15 protein-coding genes are annotated in these 16,512 nt (G+C 66.7%); 8 read left to right on the top strand and 7 right to left on the bottom strand.

What is annotated here, in order from left to right; all coding sequences use genetic code 11:
* Positions 1-81 precede the first annotated feature (81 nt).
* The 5 genes from rhlB to ACYJSS_RS16355 form a co-directional block, all read right to left on the bottom strand.
* Positions 82-1,560: an ATP-dependent RNA helicase RhlB gene (rhlB, locus tag ACYJSS_RS16375; RefSeq protein ID WP_236205441.1), complete on the bottom strand. Its 1,479-nt coding sequence runs from the start codon at positions 1,558-1,560 to the stop codon at positions 82-84.
* A 159-nt stretch (positions 1,561-1,719) separates the two neighbouring features.
* Positions 1,720-2,880, bottom strand: coding sequence for a dipeptidase (locus ACYJSS_RS16370; RefSeq protein ID WP_111263771.1), 1,161 nt, complete (start codon positions 2,878-2,880; stop codon positions 1,720-1,722).
* 74 nt (positions 2,881-2,954) lie between these two features.
* Entirely contained in the window at positions 2,955-3,893 is a 939-nt protein-coding gene (locus ACYJSS_RS16365) for a GGDEF domain-containing protein (protein WP_111263770.1), read from the bottom strand.
* 293 nt (positions 3,894-4,186) lie between these two features.
* On the bottom strand, positions 4,187-6,094 hold the full coding sequence (locus ACYJSS_RS16360; protein WP_111263769.1) for an acyl-CoA synthetase: 1,908 nt from the start codon (positions 6,092-6,094) through the stop codon (positions 4,187-4,189).
* Between the two features lie 27 nt (positions 6,095-6,121).
* Positions 6,122-6,781, bottom strand: coding sequence for an alpha/beta hydrolase (locus ACYJSS_RS16355; RefSeq protein WP_111263768.1), 660 nt, complete (start codon positions 6,779-6,781; stop codon positions 6,122-6,124).
* Positions 6,782-7,255: 474 nt separating this feature from the next.
* Between ACYJSS_RS16355 and ACYJSS_RS16350 the strand changes: the two genes are divergently transcribed.
* The 4 genes from ACYJSS_RS16350 (at position 7,256) to ACYJSS_RS16335 (ending at position 11,412) form a co-directional block, all read left to right on the top strand.
* Positions 7,256-8,284 (top strand): amino acid ABC transporter substrate-binding protein, encoded by a 1,029-nt coding sequence (locus tag ACYJSS_RS16350; protein ID WP_111263767.1) that lies wholly within the window; start codon positions 7,256-7,258, stop codon positions 8,282-8,284.
* Between the two features lie 63 nt (positions 8,285-8,347).
* Positions 8,348-9,532 carry an amino acid ABC transporter permease gene (locus ACYJSS_RS16345; RefSeq protein WP_111263766.1) on the top strand — a complete coding sequence of 395 codons (1,185 nt, stop codon included), beginning with the start codon at positions 8,348-8,350 and terminating at the stop codon, positions 9,530-9,532.
* Positions 9,533-9,542: 10 nt separating this feature from the next.
* On the top strand, positions 9,543-10,637 hold the full coding sequence (locus ACYJSS_RS16340; protein WP_111263765.1) for an amino acid ABC transporter permease: 1,095 nt from the start codon (positions 9,543-9,545) through the stop codon (positions 10,635-10,637).
* A gap of 13 nt (positions 10,638-10,650) precedes the next feature.
* Positions 10,651-11,412, top strand: a complete 762-nt coding sequence (locus ACYJSS_RS16335) for an amino acid ABC transporter ATP-binding protein (protein ID WP_111263764.1) — start codon at positions 10,651-10,653, stop codon at positions 11,410-11,412.
* Between the two features lie 263 nt (positions 11,413-11,675).
* On the opposite strand, the gene ACYJSS_RS16330 is transcribed toward ACYJSS_RS16335, so the two are convergent.
* On the bottom strand, positions 11,676-12,626 hold the full coding sequence (locus ACYJSS_RS16330) for a GlxA family transcriptional regulator (protein WP_111263763.1): 951 nt from the start codon (positions 12,624-12,626) through the stop codon (positions 11,676-11,678).
* A gap of 116 nt (positions 12,627-12,742) precedes the next feature.
* On the opposite strand from ACYJSS_RS16330, the gene ACYJSS_RS16325 reads away from it, so the two are divergent.
* The 4 genes from ACYJSS_RS16325 (at position 12,743) to ACYJSS_RS16310 (ending at position 15,286) form a co-directional block, all read left to right on the top strand.
* A complete protein-coding gene (locus ACYJSS_RS16325; protein WP_111263762.1) occupies positions 12,743-13,213 on the top strand; it encodes a nuclear transport factor 2 family protein in 471 nt (156 codons plus the stop codon).
* Between the two features lie 81 nt (positions 13,214-13,294).
* On the top strand, positions 13,295-13,993 hold the full coding sequence (locus ACYJSS_RS16320; protein WP_111263761.1) for a glutathione S-transferase family protein: 699 nt from the start codon (positions 13,295-13,297) through the stop codon (positions 13,991-13,993).
* Positions 13,990-14,298 (top strand): GIY-YIG nuclease family protein, encoded by a 309-nt coding sequence (locus ACYJSS_RS16315; RefSeq protein ID WP_111263760.1) that lies wholly within the window; start codon positions 13,990-13,992, stop codon positions 14,296-14,298. The genes ACYJSS_RS16320 and ACYJSS_RS16315 overlap by 4 nt, the downstream gene beginning before the upstream one ends.
* 52 nt (positions 14,299-14,350) lie before the next feature.
* A complete protein-coding gene (locus ACYJSS_RS16310) occupies positions 14,351-15,286 on the top strand; it encodes a glutathione S-transferase family protein (RefSeq protein WP_111263759.1) in 936 nt (311 codons plus the stop codon).
* A gap of 57 nt (positions 15,287-15,343) precedes the next feature.
* Here the strand turns inward: ACYJSS_RS16310 and yejK are convergent, their stop codons facing one another.
* Positions 15,344-16,351, bottom strand: coding sequence for a nucleoid-associated protein YejK (yejK, locus tag ACYJSS_RS16305; RefSeq protein ID WP_111263758.1), 1,008 nt, complete (start codon positions 16,349-16,351; stop codon positions 15,344-15,346).
* Positions 16,352-16,512: the final 161 nt, after the last annotated feature.

Genomic DNA, 16,512 nt, shown 5'->3' with positions numbered 1-16,512 from the left:
ACCCTACTACCGCTCCAAGGGAGCGGAAATGAAAAAGGCGAAGCCCGGGGGCTTCGCCTTTTCTGTGCGCGACCGCTGCGATCAGTGCTTGCGCGGCACCGGCTTGAGCAGCTCGGCGGGCGGGGTTTCGCAGTTGATCTTGCGACCCAGCAGTTCCTCGATCGGCGGCAGGGCGAAGGCATCGTCCTCGCCGGCGAAGCTGATGGAGGTGCCGCTGGTGCCGGCGCGGCCGGTACGACCGATGCGGTGCACGTAGTCGTCCGGGTCTTCCGGCAGGGTGAAGTTGATCACGTGGCTGATGGCGTCGACGTGGATGCCGCGGCCGGCGACGTCGGTGGCGACCAGTACGCGGATCTTGCCTTCGCGGAAGCCTTCCAGGGTCTTGATGCGCTTGTGCTGGGGCACGTCGCCGGACATCTGGGCGGCGCTGATGCCGTCCTTGGTCAGGCGTTCCTCGATGCGGCGCACCTCGTCCTTGCGGTTGGCGAAGACCATCACCCGCTCCCAGTTGTTCTGGGCGACCAGGTTGTAGAGCAGCTTGTACTTGTCGCTGCCGGCGACGGCATAGACGTGCTGCTCGACGGTGTCGCTGGCGACGTTCTCCGGCTCGATCTCGACGATGGCCGGTTCGACGGTCCACTGCTTGGCCAGGTTCATCACGTCATCGGTGAAGGTGGCGGAGAACAGCAGGGTCTGGCGCTCGCCCTTGGGCGGGGTCTGGCGGATGATCTGGCGGACCTGCGGGATGAAGCCCATGTCGAGCATGCGGTCGGCTTCGTCCAGCACCATCACCTCGACCATGTCCAGGTGCACGTCGCCGCGCTGGTTGAAGTCCAGCAGGCGGCCGGGGGTGGCCACGAGGATGTCGCAGAAGCGCGACTCCAGCTGCTTGAGCTGCTTGTCGAAGTCCATGCCGCCGACGAAGCTCATGACGTTCAGGCCGGTGTACTTGGTCAGGGCCTGGGCGTCCTTGGCGATCTGCACCACCAGCTCGCGGGTCGGCGCGATGATCAGCGCACGGGGCTCGCCCATGTAGCGCTCTTTCGGCGGCGGGGTCTGCAGCAGCTGGGTGATGATCGAGATCAGGAAGGCGGCGGTCTTGCCGGTGCCGGTCTGGGCGCGGCCGATGGCATCCTGGCCCTTGAGGGTGAAGCCCAGTACGCCCGCCTGGATCGGCGTGCAGTAGGGGAAGCCCAGGTCGTGGATGGCGTGCATCAGGGTCGGTGCCAGCTTGAAGTCGTGGAAGCGGGTCTTGCCTTCCATCGGCTCCACCACGAAGTCTTCCAGCTTCCAGGTGTCCACCGGTTTGGCCGGGCGCTCGCGGCGCGGCTTGTCTGTCCTGGGCTTGTCGCTGCGGGGCTTCTTCTCGGCGCGGGGGGCCGGCTCGGCAGCGGCGGGGGTGGCGGGTTTTTCAGCCGGGGCGCGCGGCGCCTTCTTGGGCTGGGCGGGGCGTTTCTCGCTCTCGGTGCGAGTCGGGGCCTGGGTGGCCGGGGCGGTCGGGGCGACGCCGGAGACGGGCTCTTCGCCCTTGCCAAAGATTTTTTTGAGTGCTTTGAGCACGGTCATCTCGTCGATTGGTTAAGGAATGAACGGGCGCCAGTGTAAAGCAAGATGTCATCGCGGCGAAGTGCCCTGGCGGATTGTCGTGGGCAGCCGCTCTGTTCCGGGCCTTTCGGTGCTACGGGGAGTCGCCGCCCCCGGGGGGCGGCGCGTTGAACGTCACTCGGTGGGCAGGCTCGCCAGGAGCAGGCGCTGGACGTTGCCGCCCATGATCTTGGCGATATCGCCCTCGCTGTAGCCGGCTTCCTGCAGGCCCTGGGTCAGCTGGGGCAGGCCGGTGGTGTCGAAGGGCGCATGGATGGTGCCGTCGAAGTCAGAACCCAGGGCGACGTGGTCGACGCCCACCAGGTCGCTGGTGTAGCGGATGGCCTTGACGATGGCCTTGACCGAGGTGTCGCAGACGGCGGTTTCCCAGTAGCCGATGCCGATCACCCCGCCGGTGGCGGCGATGCGCCTGACGTGGTCGTCGCTGAGGTTGCGCGGGCCGGGGCAGGTGCCTTCGACACCGCCGTGGGAAACCAGTACCGGGCGCTCGGCCATCTCCAGCACGTCGTCGATCAGCGCGCGCGAGGCGTGGGCCAGGTCGATGATCATCTTCTTCTCTTCCAGGCGGGCGACCACGCGGCGGCCGAAGCGGGTCAGGCCGCCTTTCTCCATGCCGTGGGCGGAGCCGCCGATCTCATTGTCGAAGAAGTGGGTCAGCCCGGTGATGCGGAAGCCCGCGTCATACAGGCGGTCGACGTTCTCGAGCTTGCCTTCCAGCGGGTGCAGGCCCTCGGTGGCGAGGATCGCGGCGACGCGGTTCGGGTCCTTCTTCCAGGCGGCGATGAAGGCTTCGAAGTCGGCGCGGGTGCGCACCTGCACCAGCTTGCCTTCGCTGCCCTTGGCGGCTGCGGCGAGTTTTTCGCCCTGGTACAGCGCGCGCTCCAGCAGGCTGCGCCAGGTACGTGGCGGCCAGCGTTGGGCCATGGCGAGCACGGTGATGTTGTCGCTGTCGGCGTCGTTCCTGTCGTAGTTGATGCCGCGCGGGGTCTTGGTCACGGTGGAGAACACCTGCAGCGCGACCTTGCCTTCGAGCAGGCGCGGCAGGTCGCTGTGGCCGAAGTCGTGGCGCTCCAGCAGGTCGCGTTGCCAGAGCAGGGCATCGTCGTGCAGGTCGGCGATGAACAGTTTCTCGTGCAGTGCGTTGGCGGCCTCGCTGGCCGGGTAGGGGGCAGGGGACTCGACGCTGTTCATCCGCCGGTCGAGCACGCTGGGCAAGGTGAAGAACACCGCCAGGCCGATCACGACCAGTGCCAGCAGGATCAGGAGTTTGCGCATTGAGGGAGCTTCCGGGCTTCGTTGTTGTAGTGGCCCGGAACTCTAGCAAGGCCCTCGCCGCGCTGCAGCAGGGCTTAGCCGTTAAGGCAGTTACGTCCCTGCAACTTGGCCTTATAGAGGGCGGCGTCGGCGCGGGCGATGAGGTCCTGCAGGTCGTCCTTGGGCTGCATCTGGGTCAGGCCGATGGAAACCGTGACGCCGGGCAGTATCCCCACCGGTGAATAGAAGGAGGGCACCTGCTCCAGGCTCATGCGCAGCCTTTCGCCGATGTTGCGCGCTTCCTCCACGGCGATCTCGGGCAGCAGGATGACGAATTCCTCGCCGCCGAAGCGGGCCATGCTGTCCTTGGGCCGCAGCTGGTTGCGCAGGGTGTGGGCCACCAGGCACAGGGCGTAGTCGCCGGCCAGGTGGCCGTGGCGGTCGTTGTAGGCCTTGAAATGGTCGACATCGAGCATCAGCAGGCACATGGGATGGCCATTGAAGGCGCAGCGGGTGCTCTCGCGCTCGTAGATGTGTTCCAGCCAGCGCCGGTTGTAGAGGCCGGTGAGGGTGTCGACGTTGGCGTTCTGCTCGGTGTCGAGAATGATCCGGTTGCCGGTGCGCACGCGCTCGCAGAGCAGCTCCAGGAGGTTCTGCATCATCTGCGGCGACTGCTGGAACAGCTTCGACAGTGCCTCGCGGTGCAGGCGCAGGACGGTGCTGGGGCGCGTGGCGACCACGTAGGCGGAAGGGTGGTCGTTGTCGATGAAGCTGATCTCGCCCGCGCAATCACCGGCTTCCAGGGTGGACATCGGCTGGTTGTCGAGCGAACCCAGGTAGACCTGCAACTGGCCATCGAGCAGCAGGTACAGGTACTGGTTGCGGTTGAAGGGGGAGAGCAGGACCTCGCCCTTTTCCAGGTCGCAGGCAGCGAACTCCTGCAGGATCTGCTGCAGGTTGTTGGCGGCGACGTTCTGGAACAGTCGCTGACGTCCGAGCAGCTGTGGATCGGCCTGCCAGTGCGCATTCTTCATGGGCTACATCTGACCTGGGGTAGCAACGTGGTGAGCTGGCATCGCAAAACACTCCCTGTCTTTGCGTTGAAAACCGTTATCGACCTTATGCCCGCCCCCAACGGCTTTCAATGCTTGGCGGAAGGTAGGCCGACCAGTGGTTTGGAAACAGTAGCAGCGTCACATTCCCGGGCAATCGTGTCGGACAATGTGCATTTATGCGGAAGTGGTCTCGTTCGAGCGGGGCGGCAGAGGCCCTGGGACGGGCCTTGCGGGGGATTCCGCCCCCGGCTGTGCACCGGGGGCGTGAGGCTTCAGGCTTCCTGGTGCAGCTCGTAGCGCACGGCGAAGCCGGCCAGCCGTTGCTCCAGGGCGCGGCGGCGCTGGTCGTGCAGGTCGGGCACGCGGATGTGGGCGAGCTGGCCGTGGCGGTCGTCGGCACGCACCTCGACGCTGAGACCGGGTGCCAGCGGCGCCAGCACCTGCTCGAAGACCCGGCGGATGGCGTCGTGGCGCAGGGTCGGCTTGAAGGTCTTGCCCACCGCCGTGACCGGCAGCGCGTCGATGATCCACACGTCCTTGGGCACCGCCGCGCGTTCCGGCACGTGGTCCGCGGCGTGGGCCAGCAGCTCGGCCTCGCTGGCCTGCTGGCCGGGCTTGAGCTGGACGTAGACCACCGGCAGTTCGCCGGCCTTCTCGTCGGGCTTGCCGACGGCGGCGGCCATGGCCACGGCGGGGTGGCCGTGCAGGGCTTCCTCGATCATCTGCGGGTCGATGTTGTGGCCGCCACGGATGATCAGGTCCTTGCTGCGGCCGGTGAGCCAGATGTAACCGTCGGCGTCCATGCGGCCCAGGTCACCGGTGTTGAACCAGTCGCCATCCACCCAGATGCCGGCGTTCTTGCCGGCCTGCAGGTAGCCCTTGAACACGGTGATGCCGCGCAGGCAGACGTTGCCGATCTCGTTGGCCCGTGCGTCGCGGAGGAAGGCGCCCTGTTCGTCGAGCACCTTGATCGCCACTTCGCAGTAGGGCATGCGCAGGCCGATGGAGCCCGGCCGGCGTTCGCCCGCGCTGGGGTTGCCGCAGCTGCCGCAGGTGCCCTCGGTGAGGCCGTAGCCCTCGATCAGGGTGAGGCCGGTCTTGGCCTCGAACTGGCGGATCAGCTCCACCGGCATCGGCGCCGCGCCGCACAGGGCGTAGCGCAGGCTGGAGAGGTCGTGGCCCTCGCTGGGCACCTGCAACAGCCCGGCATAGATGGTGGGCACGCCGCTGAAGAAGCTCACCCTGTAGCGCTCGATGATCGTCCAGAAGTTCTGGATCAGCGCGGTGTTGCGGTAGCCCTGGGGCGTGGCCAGCAGGACCTGCGCGCCACTGAAGAAGGGGGCGAGGCCGGTGACCATCACGCCGTTGACGTGGAACAGCGGCAGGCCGCAGAGGGTCACGTCGTCCGGGCCGAGGTTGATGGTGTAGGCGAGGATCATCGCCATCGCCACCTCGTTGCGGTGGCTGTGCGGCGCCAGCTTCGGCGTGCCGGTGGTGCCGCCGGTGTGGAAATACGAGGCGATGTCGTCGGGGGCGATGACACGGCCGCTTTCCAGGTGGTCGGCGGGGCAGCCGGCGATCAGTTCGTCGAAGTCCAGCACGCCTTCCGGCAGGGCGCCGCGCTGGGCCTTGAGGCCGCTGCGCTGGGGCTCGGGCAGGTAGTTGGCCAAATCGACCGTGACGATGGCCTTGAGGCCCGGCAGTTCATCGCGCAGGCCGGCGACCTTGTCCCACAGGTCGGTGCCGGGGAAGGGCGCCAGGGTCACCAGCACCTCGGAATCGGCGGCGCGCACCAGTTCGGCGATGTGCTCGGGGTCGAGCAGCGGGTTGATGGCGTTGACGATGCCCGCCGCCTCGCCGCCCCACAGGGTGAAGTGGGTGTGCGGCAGGTTGGGCAGCAGGAAGGACACCGCCTTGCCCGGGCGCACGCCCAGGCGGTGGAAGGCGTTGGCGGTGCGGGTGACCTGCGCCAGCAGCTCGCCGTAGCTCAGCTGCCAGGGCGCCTCGTCGGCCGTGCCCTGCATGAGGAAGGTCATGGCGATGGCGTCCGGGGCGCGCCGGGCGCTCTGGCGGATCAGCTCGTAGGTGCTGTCCGGCATGCCGCGTTGCTGTAGCGAAACCTGCTCGATCAGCTCGATGTCGCGCAGGGAGGTGATGGGCGGTACGGGAGTCTGGGTCATGGCCAATTCTTGTTGTGGGTTGACGGATCAACGGGCCAGTCGTGCGCTCAGCCAGGCGCCGATATCGCGGATTTCCTCCGGCAGCACTTCGTGGCCCATCGGGTAGTCCTGCCACTGCACCGGGACGCCGGCGGCGGCGAGCTTGTCGTGTGCGGCACGGCCCATGGCCAGCGGCACCACGTCGTCGAAGGTGCCATGCAGGCTGAAAACCGGCAGTTGTAGTTTTGTATCCGACAGCGCCAGGGTGTCGCCGAAGGTCGGCGCATAGGTGGACAGCGCCAGCACCCCGCCGAGGGGGCCTTCCCAGCGCAGCAGGCCGGTGTGCAGCACCACCGCGCCACCCTGGGAGAAGCCGGCGAGGACGATGCGTGCCGGATCGATGCCGGCGTCGCGCTGGGCTTCGATCAGGGCGATCACGCGTTGCGCCGATTCCTCCAGCTGCGCCTGGTCGATGGCCCGCGCGGGGCTCATGGCGAGGATGTCGTACCAGGAGGGCATGGCGTAGCCGCCATTGATGGTCACGGCGCGGGTGGGGGCCTGGGGCATGATGAAGCGGGTGGTGGCCAGGCGTTCCTGCAGCACCTCGGCCACCGGCAGGAAGTCATAGCGGTCCGCCCCCAGGCCGTGCAACCAGATGACGCACGCATCGGCTGCTTGTGTGGGCTCCAGAATCAACGGATTACTCATGTTCGGCTCCAATTCGGGGCGCCTGCACCAAAACGGTGCTGGCGCCGGGCGGTGATGGGGTCTATCAGTGAAAAATATGTCGCACCAACAAAACTTTCCCTATTGACCTGTCGGAAGCGTCGTACAGGCACTGTGCTGGTACGGGGATTGCTAAACAGCAGCAGACTTAACAGGCGGCCTGCGCAGCGGTAACACTTCGCGGGGCGTTCAACGGGTTGGGCGTCGATCCAGGTCGGCGCCTTGCAAACGACCGCTGGCACGTTCCCCACGTGGCGGTGGTCGAAAATCCGTCTCCAGCCCATTCGACCAATGGGCGAGGAGGGAGGCCGGTGGCGCGCGGAGCAGCGCCAACTAGACTTCCTCCTTAGGTCCGATTCCCCGGTTGACCGTCGTTTCGCGCGGTTGAACCTGCCTCACGAGGGTACGGCGGTAGGACCGAGACTCCAACACAAAAAAAAGCAACTGGAGGTTTTGATGAAGATGGTGAAATCCACCCTGGCTGTGCTGACTGCGGCAGCTGTTCTCGGTGTCAGCGGCTTCGCTCAGGCGGGCGCCACCCTGGATGCGGTCAAGAAGAAAGGCTACGTGCAGTGCGGCATCAGTGACGGCCTCCCGGGCTTTTCCTACGCCGACTCCAAGGGCGAATACAAAGGTATCGACGTCGACATCTGCCGCGCCGTAGCGGCAGCCGTGTTCGGTGATGCGAGCAAGGTCAAGTTCAGCCCGCTCACCGCCAAGGAGCGTTTCACCGCGCTGCAGTCCGGCGAAGTGGACATCCTCTCCCGCAACACCACCTGGACCAGCTCCCGCGACGCGGCGATGGGCCTGAACTTCACCGGCGTGACCTACTACGACGGCCAGGGCTTTTTGGTGAACAAGAAGCTCGGCGTCTCCAGCGCCAAGGAACTCGATGGCGCCACCGTCTGCATCCAGGCCGGCACCACCACCGAGCTGAACCTGGCCGACTACTTCCGCGCCAACGGCCTGAAGTACACCCCCATCACCTATGACACCTCCGACGAGAGCGCCAAGTCGCTGGAATCGGGCCGTTGCGACGTGCTGACCTCCGACCAGTCGCAGCTGTACGCCCAGCGCATCAAGCTGGCCGCGCCGGACGAGTACGTGGTGCTGCCGGAAGTCATCTCCAAGGAACCCCTCGGCCCAGCCGTTCGCCAGGGTGACGAGGAGTGGTTCGACATCGTGCGCTGGAGCCTGTTCGCCCAGTTGAACGCTGAAGAGCTCGGCGTCGACTCGAAGAACGTCGTGGAAACCGCCAAGTCCACCAAGAACCCGGACGTGGCCCGCCTGCTGGGTGCTGAAGGCGACTTCGGCAAGGATCTGAAGCTGCCCAAAGACTGGGCCGTGCAGATCGTCAAGCAGGTCGGCAACTATGCCGAGATCTTCGATCGCAACGTCGGTGCCGGCAGCGAGCTGAAGATCGAACGCGGTCTCAACGCCCTGTGGAACAAGGGTGGTCTGCAGTACGCACCGCCGGTGCGCTGACCCACCACGCTGCCGCCCGCGGATGCGGGCGGTAGCGTCCAGTTCCAACCGACGAGGGCTGTCATGCAGAACACTTCCCAAGCCCCGCGTGTCCGTGGATCGGTGCTGACCGACCCACAGACGCGCGCGTGGCTATTCCAGATCATCGCCGTAGTCGCCGTCGTGGCGTTCGGCTGGTTCCTCTTCCACAACACCCAGGTCAACCTCGAGAAGCGCGGGATCATCTCCGGCTTCGGCTTCCTCGACCAGAGCGCCGGCTTCGGCATCTCCCAGCACCTGATCGACTACAAGGAAAGCGACACCTACGGTCGCGTCTTCTTCATCGGCCTGCTCAACACGCTGCTGGTGACCGTGGTCGGCATCATCCTGGCGACCATCCTCGGCTTCATCCTCGGTGTCGCGCGGCTGTCGCCCAACTGGCTGATCCGCAAGCTGGCGACGGTCTACATCGAGACCTTCCGCAACATCCCGCCGCTGCTGCAGATCTTCTTCTGGTACTTCGCCGTGATGCTGCCCATGCCGGGCCCGCGGCAGAGCATGAACTTCGGCGACACCTTCTTCATCAACAACCGCGGCCTGTACATGCCGTCGCCGAACATGGCCGAGGGCTTCTGGCCCTTCGTGATCGCCGTCGCGCTGTCGGTGGTGGCCATCGGCGTGCTGTGGCGCTGGGCCCGTGCGCGCCGCCACGAGACCGGCCAGCGCTTCCCCGTGCTGCTGAGCGCGATCGCCATCCTGGTGCTGGTGCCCGGCCTCTCGGCCCTGGTGCTGGGCAGCCCCTTCCACTGGGAAGTGCCGCAATTGACCGGTTTCAACTTCCGCGGTGGCTGGGTGGTGATCCCCGAACTGATCGCCCTGATGCTGGCGCTGTCGATCTACACCGCCGCCTTCATCGGCGAGACGGTGCGCGCGGGCATCCAGTCGGTCAGCCATGGCCAGACCGAAGCGGCGCATTCCCTGGGCATCCGCCCCGGGCAGACGCTGCGCCTGGTCATCGTGCCGCAGGCCCTGCGGGTGATCATCCCGCCGCTCACCAGCCAGTACCTGAACCTGGCGAAGAACTCGTCCCTGGCCGCCGGCATCGGCTACCCGGACATGGTCTCGCTGTTCGCCGGTACCACGCTCAACCAGACCGGCCAGGCCATCGAGGTCATGGCGATCACCATGAGCGTCTACCTGGCCATCAGCATCAGCATTTCCCTGCTGATGAACTGGTACAACAAGCGCATCGCGCTGATCGAGCGGTGAGGGCACTGACATGACATCGCATACCTTCAAGCCCGACCAGCCGCCACCCAGCACCGTGGTGGGCCCGGTCGCCTGGCTGCGTCACAACCTGTTCGCCAGCCCGCTGCACGTGGTGCTCACCGCACTGTCGCTGTACCTGCTGTGGCTGATCGTCCCGCCCATCCTCAACTGGGCCTTCATCCACGCCACCTGGACCGGCACCACCCGTGCCGACTGCACCGGCGAGGGCGCCTGCTGGGTGTTCATCCAGCAGCGCTTCGGCCAGTTCATGTACGGCTTCTACCCCAGCGAGCTGCGCTGGCGCGTGGATGTCACCGTGTGGCTGGCGATCATCGGCGTGGCGCCGCTGTTCATCAAACGCACCCCGCACAAGGCCTTCTACGGCATCGGTTTCCTGGTGATCTATCCGCTGGTGGCCTTCTGGCTGCTGCACGGCGGCCTGGGTCTGCAGGAGGTGTCGACCAGCCGCTGGGGCGGCCTGATGCTGACCCTGGTGATCGCCTACGTGGGCATCGCCGGTGCATTGCCGCTGGGCATCCTGCTGGCGCTGGGACGGCGGTCGAAGCTGCCGGCGATCAAGGTCATCTGCGTGACCTTCATCGAGTTCTGGCGCGGCGTGCCGCTGATCACCGTGCTGTTCATGTCCTCGGTGATGCTGCCGCTGTTCCTGCCCGAGGGCATGAACCTCGACAAGCTGCTGCGCGCCCTGGTGATGGTGATCTTCTTCGAGGCGGCCTATATCGCCGAGGTGGTCCGCGGAGGCCTGCAGGCCATCCCCAAGGGCCAGTACGAAGCCGCCGCCGGCCTCGGCCTGGGCTACTGGCGCAGCACCGCGCTGGTGATCCTGCCGCAGGCCCTGAAGATGGTCATCCCCGGCATCGTCAACACCTTCATCGCCCTGTTCAAGGACACCAGCCTGGTGATCATCATCGGCCTGTTCGACCTGCTCAACAGCATCAAGCAGGCGACCACCGACCCGAAATGGCTGGGCATGTCCACCGAAGGCTACGTATTCGCCGCCCTGGTCTACTGGATCTTCTGCTTCAGCATGTCGCGCTATTCCATGCGCCTCGAACAGAAGCTGAACACCGGGCACAAGCGTTAGGAGAGAGATTCGAATGAGTGAAGCCATCCAGAAAGACGCCGCTGCGCCGATCATCCAGCTGCAGGGCGTGAACAAGTGGTACGGGCAGTTCCATGTGCTCAAGGACATCAACCTGAACGTCAAGCAGGGCGAGCGCATCGTCCTCTGCGGTCCGTCCGGCTCCGGCAAGTCGACCACCATCCGCTGCATCAACCGCCTGGAAGAACACCAGCAGGGGCGGATCATCGTCGACGGCACCGAGCTGACCAACGATCTCAAGCAGATCGAGGCGATCCGCCGCGAAGTGGGCATGGTGTTCCAGCACTTCAACCTGTTCCCGCACCTCACCGTGCTGCAGAACTGCACCCTGGCACCGATGTGGGTGCGCAAGCTGCCCAAGCGCAAGGCCGAGGAAATCGCCATGCACTACCTGGAGCGCGTGCGTATCCCCGAGCAGGCCAACAAGTTCCCCGGCCAGCTCTCCGGCGGCCAGCAGCAGCGCGTGGCCATCGCCCGCGCCCTGTGCATGAAGCCGAAGATCATGCTGTTCGACGAACCCACCTCCGCCCTCGACCCCGAGATGGTGAAGGAAGTGCTCGACACCATGGTCGGCCTCGCCCAGGACGGCATGACCATGCTCTGCGTGACCCACGAGATGGGCTTCGCCCGTACCGTGGCGGACCGGGTGATCTTCATGGACAAGGGCGAGATCGTCGAACAGAACGAGCCCAATGCGTTCTTCGACAACCCGCAGAACGAGCGCACCAAGCTGTTCCTCGGGCAGATCCTGCACTGATTGCCAGCGCTATATGGAAAGGGGCCTTCGGGCCCCTTTTCATTTTCCCTACGGGGGCGATTTCAGCGACTAGAGGATGTGAGTCCAGCTGATTGCCGAGTTCTGGTGATGCGTCTGGTTTCGCCCTCCCGGGCGAGTCCCTTTTCCAAGAATCCTCACCTTGATGTGGGCACTGACCCAGCACGCAGGTGGAGGCGGCTTTCGTAGGGTGGGTAGAGCTTGGCGAAACCCACGCGGTGGAGGCTACAGGGGCATCACGCGGATCATGCCTGTTCCCGCAGGCGCCGGCGGAAGGCTCCCGGCGTCTCGCCGCAGAGCTGCTTGAACAGCTTGGCGAAGGTGGCGCGGTCGGCGTAGCCCACCTGTTGCGCCACCTGCTCCAGCGAGCGCGAAGGGTTGCGCAGGGCGGACTGGGCGGCGGCGATGCGCAGGCGTTGCACGTAGTCGTTGGGCGTCAGGCCGGTGGCGGTGCGGAAGCGCCGCAGCAGGGTGCGGGTCGAGCAGTGCGCGCGTTCGGCCAGGCCCTTGAGGTCGATGGGCTCGGCGTGGTGGCGTTGCAGCCAGGCCAGCAGCGGGCCGAGCTGGGCGTCTCCCGGCACGTCCGGCAGCAGCGGGGTGAAGCGTGACTGGCGGCCGCGCTCGCGGTCGAACACCAGCGCACCGGCTACCCGTTGTGCCAGCCAGTCGCCGCCGTGCCAGGCGATCAGGTGCAGGCACAGGTCGAGCCCGGCCTGGGCGCCGCCGGAGCAGAACAGGTTGCCGTCCTCGGTGAGCAGCTCATCGGGTTGCAGGCGCACCTGGGGGAAGCGTTGGCGGAAGGCGCCGGCCAGCGCCCAGTGGGTGGTGGCACGGCGGCCGTCGAGCAGGCCGGCGGCGCCGAGCAGGAAGGCGCTGCTGCACAGGCTGGCCACCTGCTGGGTGGCCGGGCGCTGCGCCAGCCAGGCCAGCAGTTCCGTGTTGCCCGCGATGCTGCGGTCCACCGCGCTGCCGGTGGCGGGCAGCATCACCAGGCGGGCCCCGGCGGCCAGGGCCAGGTCGCCGTCGACGCGGATGCTGGCCATGCCCAGGTCCACCGGCTGGCCATCGCGGCTGACCCGCAGCACCTCGAACAGCGCCTCACCGGCCAGGGTATTGGCCAGGCGGAAGGCGTCGTCGGCCATGGCCAGGCTGGAGCAGACCGTCTGGGGGCAGACCAGCAAAGCGATGCGGATCATCGGGTGGGTCTCCGTAAAGGGTGGCGATTATTGCCACAAAGTTGGCGATGCAGCCAATCGCCGCCCGGCGGAAAGCCGTCGATACTCTCCTCATCCCAATCGCCACGAGCCTCGCCATGAGCCATCCCAACGCCGCCCTCATCGAACGCTTCTACCGCGCCTTCCAGGTCCTGGACGCCGAGACCATGGCCGCCTGCTACGCCGCCGACGTGCGCTTCGCCGACCCGGTGTTCACCGACCTGCGCGGCAGCGAGGCCGCCGACATGTGGCGCATGCTGGCCAGCCGCGCCCAGGCCTTCTCGCTGACGTTCGACGGTGTCGAGGCCGATGACCACGAGGGCCGTGCGCGCTGGGTCGCCACCTACCTGTTCAGCCAGACCGGGCGCACCGTGGTCAACCGCATCGAGGCGCGCTTCCGTTTCGAGGACGGCCTGATCGTCGAGCACCGCGACAGCTTCGACCTGTGGCGCTGGGCCCGCCAGGCGCTGGGCGCCAAGGGCCTGCTGCTGGGCTGGCTGCCGCCGGTGCAGAACGCCATCCGCCAGCAGGCGGCCCGAGGCCTGGCGGCATTTCGCGCACAACGCTGAATCCGCTGCCGGCCATTGGCTGGTGGCTGCGCCGCGCAATATTGCCTAAGCTCGCCGGCGACTCTCTCGCCGGTGCCCATCATGATCAGGCTGTTCCAGTTCCCCGCCGGGTTCGACGTGCCCAATGCCAGCCCCTTCTGCCTCAAGCTGGAGACCTTCCTGCGCCTTACGCGGGTGCAGTACCAGGCGCAGGCCTTGATGGACCCCCGGCGCGGCCCCAAGGGCAAGCTGCCCTACATCGACTTCGACGGCGAGCTGATCGCCGATACCGCGATCATCCAGCGGGTGCTCACCGAGCGCCTGCACCTGCAGCTGGACGAGCACCTCGACGACGCCGGCCGTGGTCGCGCCCTGGCCGTCACCCGCCTCTGCGACGAGCACCTCTACTGGTTGCTGGTGTACTTCCGCTGGCTGGAGGACGAGGGCTGGGCGCAGACCCGCCAGGCCTTTTTCGGCAATCTCGGCCCGCTGGCCGGGCGCCTGGTGCCGCCGCTGGTGCGTCGCAAGGTCCGCCGCGACCTGTTGGCCCAGGGCCTCGGCCGGCATGATCGCGAAGAGCTGCTGGTGTTCGCCCGCGAGGACCTGCAAGGCCTCACCGACCTGCTCGGCGACGACACCTTCTTCGGCGGTACGCGTCCCTGCAGCGCCGACGCCTCGGCCTACGGGCTGCTGGCCAACCTGGTGCAGTGCACCCTGGAAACCCCGCTCAACCGCCTGGCCCGCGAGTACCCGCGCCTGGTCGATTACTGCCAGCGCATGCGCACGGTGGCCTGGGCATGAGCGAGGCTCCACCGCGTCCCTGGTTCGTCTACCTGGTGCGTGCCGCCAACGGTGCGCTCTACTGCGGCATCAGCGACGACCCGCAGCGTCGTTTCGCCCAGCACCAGAGCGGCAAGGGCGCGCGTTTCTTCCATTCCAGCCCGGCCCAGGCGCTGGTCTATATCGAGGAATGCCCGGGCAAGGGCGATGCCCTGCGCCGCGAACGCGCCATCAAGAACCTGCGCAAGGCCGCCAAGGAAGCGCTGGCCAAGGCGTACATAGCCGCGGCTGATGGCATGCCATCAGCGCCAGCGGATAGGCCCTGAACCCGAGGGCGGCTAAGCTGCCCACCCTGACAAGAACGATAAGGAGCCCGACATGCACGAGTTGATCCTGCACCACTACCCGACGTCCCCCTTCGCCGAGAAGGCCCGCCTGCTGCTGGGCTTCAAGCAGCTGTCCTGGCGTTCGGTGCACATTCCGCCGCTGATGCCCAAGCCGGACCTGATGCCGCTCACCGGCGGCTACCGCAAGACCCCGGTGCTGCAGGTCGGCGCCGACATCTACTGCGACACCGCGCTGATCGCCCGCCGCCTGGAGGCGGAGAAGGCCGTGCCGGCGCTGATCCCGGCGGGCCTGGAATTCAACGTGGCGAGCTTCTGCCACTGGGTGGATTCGGTGATCTTCCAGCACGCGGTGAGCCTGGTGTTCCAGCCCGAATCCATCGCCGTGCGTTTCGGCAAGCTGCCGCCTGAAGCCATCAAGGCCTTCATCGCCGACCGCGCCGGGCTGTTCAGCGGCGGCACCACCACGCGGCTGCCCGCCGAGGTGGCCAAGCACAACTGGCCGACCTTCATGGCGCGCCTGGAACAGCAACTGGGTCGCGAGGAAGGTGACTTCCTCTTCGGCGAGCCGAGCATGGCCGACTTCTCCCTGGCCCACTGCCTCTGGTTCCTCAAGGCCACCCCGGTCACTGCCCCGCTGGTGGACGACTACCCGGCGGTCGCCGCCTGGCTGGGCCGCGTGCTCGGCTTCGGCCATGGCGCCTCCAGCGAGCTGAGCGCCGCCGAGGCCATCGAGATCGCCCGCGCCGCAGAGCCGGCAGCGCTGCCGGACGAGCCCTTCTTCGACGTCAACGGCTTCACCGCCGGGCAGAAGGTGGCCATCGCCGCCACCGACTATGGCGTCGACCCGGTGGAGGGCGAGCTGGTGTTCGCCGGCCGCGAGGAGCTGATCCTGCGTCGCGAGGACGAGCGTGCCGGCGTGGTGCACGTGCACTTCCCGCGTGTGGGCTTCCGCATCGAAGCGCGCTGATCCGCAGGCGCACAAAAAAGCCCGGCATCGAGCCGGGCTTTTTTCCTACGGCGGACTTCAGTCCTTGCGGCGCTTGAGCTGGTCCTTCAGCTGGGTCGGGACCTGGCGGATGATCAGCATGTCGCGGCCCTCGTCGTACTCGATCTTCGAGCCCAGCAGGTGGGCCTCGAAGCTGATGGACAGGCCCTCGGCGCGGCCGGTGAAGCGCTGGAACTGGCTGAGGGTGCGCTTGTCCGGCGGGATTTCCGGCGACAGGCCGTAATCCTTGTTGCGGATGTGCTCGTAGAAGGCGCGCGGGCGGTCCTCGTCGATCAGCCCGGACAGCTCCTGCAAGGTGATCGGCTCGCCCAGCTTGGCCTGGGTGCTGGCGTAGTCCACCAGGGTCTTGGTCTTCTCGCGGGCCTGCTCCTCGGCGAAGTCCTCGTGCTCGACGAAGTCGCTGAAGGCCTTGAGCAGGGTGCGGGTCTCGCTCGGCGCGTCGACGCCTTCCTGGCAGCCGATGAAGTCGCGGAAGTAGTCCGAGACCTTCTTGCCGTTCTTGCCCTTGATGAAGGAGATGTACTGCTTCGACTGCGCGTTGTTGCGCCACTCGGAGAGGTTGATGCGCGCCGCCAGGTGCAGCTGGCCCAGGTCCAGGTGGCGGGCCGGCGCCAGGTCCAGCGCGTCGGTGACGGTGACGCCTTCGTTGTGGTGCAGCAGGGCGATGGCCAGGTAGTCGGTCATGCCCTGCTGGTAGTGGGCGAAGAGCACGTGGCCGCCGGTGGAGAGGTTGGACTCCTCCATCAGCTTCTGCAGGTGCGCCACCGCCTCGCGGCTGAAGGCGGTGAAATCGCGACCGCCCTCCATGTAGTCCTTGAGCCAGCCACTGAAGGGGTAGGCGCCGGACTCCTCGTGGAACAGCCCCCAGGCCTTGCCCTGCTTGGCGTTGTAGCTTTCGTTGAGATCGGCCAGCAGGTTCTCGATGGCCTTGGATTCGCCCAGCTCGCTGTCGCGTGCATGGAGCACGGCGGCGCTGCCATCGGGCTTCTTGTCGATGAGGTGGACGATGCAGTGACGGATCGGCATGGGCGTACCTGTGAAGCTGTGGATAAGGGCGCGCGGGTGGCTCGCCCGGCAGGCCGCAGAGTTTACCTCAGCCTCGCAGGGGATGAGGGGCCTTGTGACCCGATCGCTTGTTGCCGGGCCCGAGCCTCCCTAAAGTGACGGCATTTCCGCTGCAATGACCA

It is taken from the genome of Pseudomonas sp. No.21 (assembly GCF_054558415.1).
The sequence above is the reverse complement of the archived record's forward strand: the minus strand, read 5'-3'. Positions and strand labels throughout refer to the sequence as shown.

Excerpts from the sequence above, each read along its gene's own strand:
- ACYJSS_RS16330 (WP_111263763.1), bottom strand. The coding sequence starts at position 12,626 with ATGATCCGCATCGCTTTGCTGGTCTGCCCCCAGACGGTCTGCTCCAGC.
- yejK (WP_111263758.1), bottom strand. The coding sequence starts at position 16,351 with ATGCCGATCCGTCACTGCATCGTCCACCTCATCGACAAGAAGCCCGAT.
- ACYJSS_RS16320 (WP_111263761.1), top strand. The coding sequence starts at position 13,295 with ATGATCAGGCTGTTCCAGTTCCCCGCCGGGTTCGACGTGCCCAATGCC.
- ACYJSS_RS16350 (WP_111263767.1), top strand. The coding sequence starts at position 7,256 with ATGAAGATGGTGAAATCCACCCTGGCTGTGCTGACTGCGGCAGCTGTT.
- ACYJSS_RS16335 (WP_111263764.1), top strand. The coding sequence starts at position 10,651 with ATGAGTGAAGCCATCCAGAAAGACGCCGCTGCGCCGATCATCCAGCTG.
- ACYJSS_RS16370 (WP_111263771.1), bottom strand. The coding sequence starts at position 2,880 with ATGCGCAAACTCCTGATCCTGCTGGCACTGGTCGTGATCGGCCTGGCG.
- ACYJSS_RS16310 (WP_111263759.1), top strand. The coding sequence starts at position 14,351 with ATGCACGAGTTGATCCTGCACCACTACCCGACGTCCCCCTTCGCCGAG.
- ACYJSS_RS16360 (WP_111263769.1), bottom strand. The coding sequence starts at position 6,094 with ATGACCCAGACTCCCGTACCGCCCATCACCTCCCTGCGCGACATCGAG.
- ACYJSS_RS16325 (WP_111263762.1), top strand. The coding sequence starts at position 12,743 with ATGAGCCATCCCAACGCCGCCCTCATCGAACGCTTCTACCGCGCCTTC.
- ACYJSS_RS16340 (WP_111263765.1), top strand. The coding sequence starts at position 9,543 with ATGACATCGCATACCTTCAAGCCCGACCAGCCGCCACCCAGCACCGTG.
- ACYJSS_RS16355 (WP_111263768.1), bottom strand. The coding sequence starts at position 6,781 with ATGAGTAATCCGTTGATTCTGGAGCCCACACAAGCAGCCGATGCGTGC.
- ACYJSS_RS16345 (WP_111263766.1), top strand. The coding sequence starts at position 8,348 with ATGCAGAACACTTCCCAAGCCCCGCGTGTCCGTGGATCGGTGCTGACC.
- ACYJSS_RS16365 (WP_111263770.1), bottom strand. The coding sequence starts at position 3,893 with ATGAAGAATGCGCACTGGCAGGCCGATCCACAGCTGCTCGGACGTCAG.
- ACYJSS_RS16315 (WP_111263760.1), top strand. The coding sequence starts at position 13,990 with ATGAGCGAGGCTCCACCGCGTCCCTGGTTCGTCTACCTGGTGCGTGCC.